At 63.4% G+C, this 4,926-nt stretch carries 4 protein-coding genes; all 4 read right to left on the bottom strand.

The genetic code is table 11. The annotated features are described in order from the left end of the window. Positions 1-73: 73 nt before the first annotated feature. Positions 74-1,006, bottom strand: a complete 933-nt coding sequence (locus AC2VOU_RS09150; RefSeq protein ID WP_486957095.1) for a cyclopropane mycolic acid synthase family methyltransferase — start codon at positions 1,004-1,006, stop codon at positions 74-76. Between the two features lie 124 nt (positions 1,007-1,130). Beyond that, positions 1,131-2,381 carry a KasA/KasB family beta-ketoacyl-ACP synthase gene (locus AC2VOU_RS09145; RefSeq protein ID WP_486957094.1) on the bottom strand — a complete coding sequence of 417 codons (1,251 nt, stop codon included), beginning with the start codon at positions 2,379-2,381 and terminating at the stop codon, positions 1,131-1,133. 64 nt (positions 2,382-2,445) lie between these two features. Continuing rightward, positions 2,446-3,306, bottom strand: coding sequence for a 3-hydroxybutyryl-CoA dehydrogenase (locus AC2VOU_RS09140; protein WP_486957093.1), 861 nt, complete (start codon positions 3,304-3,306; stop codon positions 2,446-2,448). A gap of 164 nt (positions 3,307-3,470) precedes the next feature. After that, positions 3,471-4,757, bottom strand: a complete 1,287-nt coding sequence (gene aceA / locus AC2VOU_RS09135) for an isocitrate lyase (RefSeq protein WP_486957092.1) — start codon at positions 4,755-4,757, stop codon at positions 3,471-3,473. Between the last annotated feature and the right edge of the window lie 169 nt (positions 4,758-4,926).

Below are 4,926 nucleotides of genomic sequence, written 5' to 3'. Positions count from 1 at the left end.
ACAGTGACTCTCGTTCAGGTCGTTTGGTTCTAGTGTTTCGGACGATCTGTATAACGCACTTCATCCGATTCTTCTACGCGGGCGTCTTCACGCAGGTGTCTTGGCATACATCGGGGTAGCCCTCGCGGAACAGGTCGGCACAACCGGTCAGGTATTTCAGGAAACGCTCGTAGATCTCCTCCGAAGTGATCTCGATGGCTTCACCTTTCTTCGACTCCAGGTTGCTTGCCCAAGTGTCCAGGGTGCGCGCATAGTGCGGACGCAGCTTCTGCTTCAACGTGACGGCATACCCGGCCCCGACCGCTGCATCCTCGACCTGCGCGGCCAGCGGCAGACGGCCACCGGGGTAGATCTCGTCCATGATGAATTTGATGAACCGCACCCGCGACATCGTCAGAGGCAGCTTGCGCTCCTTGATCTCCTCATCACTCGGAATGATGATGGTGTGCAGCATCATCACACCGTCGTCGGGCATCAAGTTGAACGTCTTCTTGAAATAGTCGTCGTACTTGTTGAAGCCAAAATGCTCAAACGCGCCAATTGAGACCACGCGGTCGATCGGCTCATCGAAGTCTTCCCACGGCTGCAACCGCACTTCCATCTTGCGGTCGGTCTTGATGTTGGGGAACCGGTTTTGCTCAATGTGCTGCTTCTGGTTCTCCGAGAGGGTCAGGCCGATGACGTTGACGTCGTACTTCTCGACCGCACGCTGGATCGTCGAGCCCCACCCGCAGCCGATGTCCAGCAGCGTCATGCCCGGCTTCAGGTCCAGCTTGCCCAGCGACAAGTCGACCTTGGCCAACTGTGCCTGTTCGAGGGTGTAGTCGTCCTTTTCGAAGTACGCGCAGCTGTAGGTCTGCGACGGGTCCTGCCATAGCCGGAAGAAGTCGTTGGAGATGTCGTAGTGGAACTGGACTTCCTTCTTGTCCGAACCGCGGGTTTGGGCCGCTGACTTCGACAACCACGCGGACTGAGCAGTGGGCGTTGCACTTGAGGAATCTGACACCGTTTGTCCTGTGAGTCGGAAGGGGCTTCAAATGGGCACTGTGTCTTGGCTCGACACGTGGGCAGAGGCTACACCCGATCCCCGAGGAACAAGCGTAGCCGCTGGCGCAAGTCTAATGCGCGCATCAACAACTTCCGAAAACCAACGCCACGTTGTAGCCGCCGAAAGCGAACGAATTGCTGATCGCGTACCGGTAGTCACCCCGACGCGCTTCACCCGTCACCACGTCCAGCTCGATCTCTGGATCGAGCTGTTGCAGGTTCAGCGTCGGCGGGATCACGCCGTCACGCAGGGCCAGCACCGTCACAATGGCCTCGACCGCGCCTACCGCACCAAACGAATGACCCAAGGCAGCCTTGGGCGCATAGACCGCCGGCGCGTGCGCCCCCAGCGCCCGGTGGATCGCCTTCGCTTCGGCGAGATCGCCGTCGACGGTGCCGTTCGCGTGCGCGTTGACATGGTCGATGTCCCCGGGAACGAGTCCAGCAAGCTGGATTGCCCGCGTCATCGCGCGACCGGCTTGTTCCCCGGTAGGGTCGGCCAGCACCGCCTGGTAGCCGTCCGAGGTGATGCCGGCCCCCATAACGCGTGCGATGATGTCGGCGCCTCGGGCTTTTGCGTGCTCCTCGGTTTCGATGACCATCAGGGCGCCGGCCTCCCCGCAAACGAAACCGTCGCGATCTTTGTCGAACGGCCGGCACGCCCCGGCAGGGTCGTCGTTGTTGGTCGACAGCAAGCCATGGTTGGAGAACGCCGCCGTCGGCACCGCTTCGATCTTCGTCTCGACGCCCCCGCAGATCGCGATGTCAGCCTCACCGCACACGATGCTTCGCCACGCCAGCGCGATCGCCTCAGCGCCCGACGCACAGGCCGACACCGGCGTCAAGATTCCGCCTTTGGCGCCGCGTTGCAGGCCGACCGCCGCGGCCGCGGCATTGGGCATTGCCTTTTGCACGCCGACCGGCGAGATGGCTTTCATGCCTCGCCGGTTGAAGTCGTCGCTGACTTCGATGAATTCCTGCGTTGAACCCATGGCAGTCCCGATCGACACCATCAACTGGTTGACATCGACGTCTGGCGAGCCGATCTGATCCCACAGCCGGCGGGCGACTTGGGTGGCAATTTTCTGCAGGAACAGAAACCGGCGCAGCTCGATCCGGGTCAGGTATTGGTCGAAATCCTCCAGCAGACGTCCACCGATACGCACTGGCATCTCGAATTGCTCGATGAAGTCAGCGTCGAGGGGTCGTATGCCGCTTCGTCCTGCCAGCAGCTGCGCCCATGTGGTCTCGGCGTCGGTGGCCAGCGCAGTCGTCAGTGCGATACCGGTGACGACCACGTCCCGCAAACCGTTGCCAGTCGACAAGTGAGCCATTGCAGTCAGATACCCCAGTTGGACTACAAAATAATCGTAGCGCCCGCCTCTGGTGGTCCTGGGGTCAATACGTGTAGAAACCTCGACCGGATTTCTTGCCGAGCTGGCCGGCTTCGACCATTCGCTGCAGCAACGGCGGCGGGGCGTAATGCGCGTCTTTGAGTTCGTCGTACATGGCGTCGGCGATCAGCTTCATGGTGTCGAGCCCGATGAGGTCGGAGAGCCGCAACGGACCCATCGGATGCGACAGCCCGGCGACGATCGCGGTGTCGACGTCGTCGATGGACGCGACACCCGATTCGACCATCCGGATGGCCGACAACAGGTAGGGCACCAGCAGCGCGTTGACCACGAAGCCGGAGCGGTCGCCGCAGCGCACCACCTTCTTGCCGAGCACCCGGCTCGCGAAATGCTCGACGCGCTCCACCGCCTCGTCGTCGGTGACCAAGGTTTTGACCAACTCGACGAGCGGCAGCACGGGCACCGGGTTGAAGAAGTGCAGGCCAAGCACGCGACCCGGATTCTTGGTCGCCGCAGCAATTTTCATGATCGGGATGCTGGAGGTGTTGGACGCGAGCACGGCGGCAGGGTCGGTGACGATTTCGTCGAGTTCGGCGAACACCTTGGCCTTGACGGCCTCGTTCTCGACAATCGCCTCGATGGTCAGCTGACGGTCGGCGAGGTCGGCCATGGTGCTCGTGTAGCGCAGCCGCTTGCACGTCGCGTCGCGCTCCTGCGCTGACAGCTTGCCCTTGCCGACGGCCCGTTCCAGGGACGCCTCGATGCGGGACTTGCCCGCCGCGGCCAGCGCGTCGGTCAGCTCGTAGACCACCACGTCAGCTCCGGCCTTCGCCGAGACCTCGGCAATGCCCGCGCCCATCTGCCCGGCACCGATCACACCAACCCGCTCAATCGCAGTGCTCACTGTCGGAAATGTCCTCTCGAGATACGTCAGGCCCCGCACAGGGTTTCTGGGCGGGGCCTGCGCTGTCAAGCCGCGAGCTTGTGGCGACGGCCTGCAACGCCGAGCGTCGAGTTGTTGGGAGCACTCGAGCGAAAACCCCGCAACAACTCGACGTTCGAGGCGGCCTAGTGGAACTGGCCCTCTTCGGTCGAGCCGGCCAGCGCGGTGGTCGACGACGTCGGGTCCACAGTGGTGGCGATCCGGTCGAAGTAGCCGGCGCCGACCTCACGCTGGTGCTTGGTCGCGGTGTAGCCGCGCTCCTCTGCGGCGAACTCGCGCTCCTGCAGCTCGACGTAGGCGCTCATCTGGTTGCGGGCGTAGCCGTAAGCCAGATCGAACATCGAGTAGTTCAGGGCGTGGAAGCCGGCCAGCGTGATGAACTGGAACTTGAATCCCATGGCGCCGAGCTCTTTTTGGAACCGGGCGATCGTCGAGTCGTCCAGGTGCTTGCGCCAGTTGAACGACGGCGAGCAGTTGTAGGCCAGCAGCTGGTCGGGGAACTCGCTCTTGACGCCCTCGGCGAAGCGGCGGGCCAGGTCGAGATCCGGGGTGCCGGTCTCCATCCAGATCAGGTCGGAGTACGGCGCATAGGCCTTGGCGCGGGCGATGCAGGGCTCCAGGCCGTTGCGCACCCGGTAGAAGCCCTCGGAGGTGCGCTCACCGGTGACGAACGGACGGTCGCGCTCGTCGACGTCGGAGGTGATCAGCGTGGCCGCCTCGGCGTCGGTGCGGGCGATGACGACCGTGGGAACATCAGCCACGTCGGCCGCCAGGCGAGCCGAGGTCAGGGTGCGGATGTGCTGCTGGGTCGGGATCAGCACCTTGCCACCGAGGTGACCGCACTTCTTCTCCGAGGCCAGCTGGTCCTCCCAGTGCGAACCGGCGACACCGGCCGCGATCATGGCCTTCTGCAGCTCGTAGACGTTGAGCGCGCCACCGAAACCGGCCTCACCGTCGGCGACGATCGGGGCCAACCAGTTCTCGATGGAGGTGTCGCCCTCGACCTTGGCGATCTGGTCGGCGCGCAGCAGTGCGTTGTTGATCCGGCGGACCACCTGCGGCACCGAGTTGGCCGGGTACAGGCTCTGGTCGGGGTAGGTGTGGCCGGACAGGTTCGCGTCACCGGCGACCTGCCAACCCGACAGGTAGATGGCCTTGAGGCCGGCGCGGACCTGCTGGACGGCCATGTTGCCGGTCAGCGCGCCGAGCGCGTTGACGAACTCCAGGTCGTGCAGCTGGCTCCACAGCACCTCGGCGCCACGGCGAGCCAGCGTGGACTCCTCGACGACTGAACCCTGCAGGGCCACTACGTCGGCGGGGCTGTAGGTGCGGGTGATGCCCTTCCAGCGGGGGTTGGTATCCCAGTCCTGCTGGATCTCTTCGGCGCTCTTGGGCTGGCCAACGCTCGACATGGCGTTCTCCTCAGTGGTTGTGATCTGAGGACCCGAGATTTTCACGCTTGCTAAGGACCCCAGCATCGTTGCTGACTTACTAAGACGAAGATGGCATAGGCCAGCGGCCCAGGTCCACCGATTTTTGTGCCAACTTTGGCTAGGCCACAGCCAGATATTGCAAATCTTG

The sequence above is a fragment of the Mycobacterium sp. TH-M25 genome (assembly GCF_057473665.1).
Note: the sequence above shows the minus strand (reverse complement) of the source record. Positions and strands in the feature narration are given on the sequence as shown.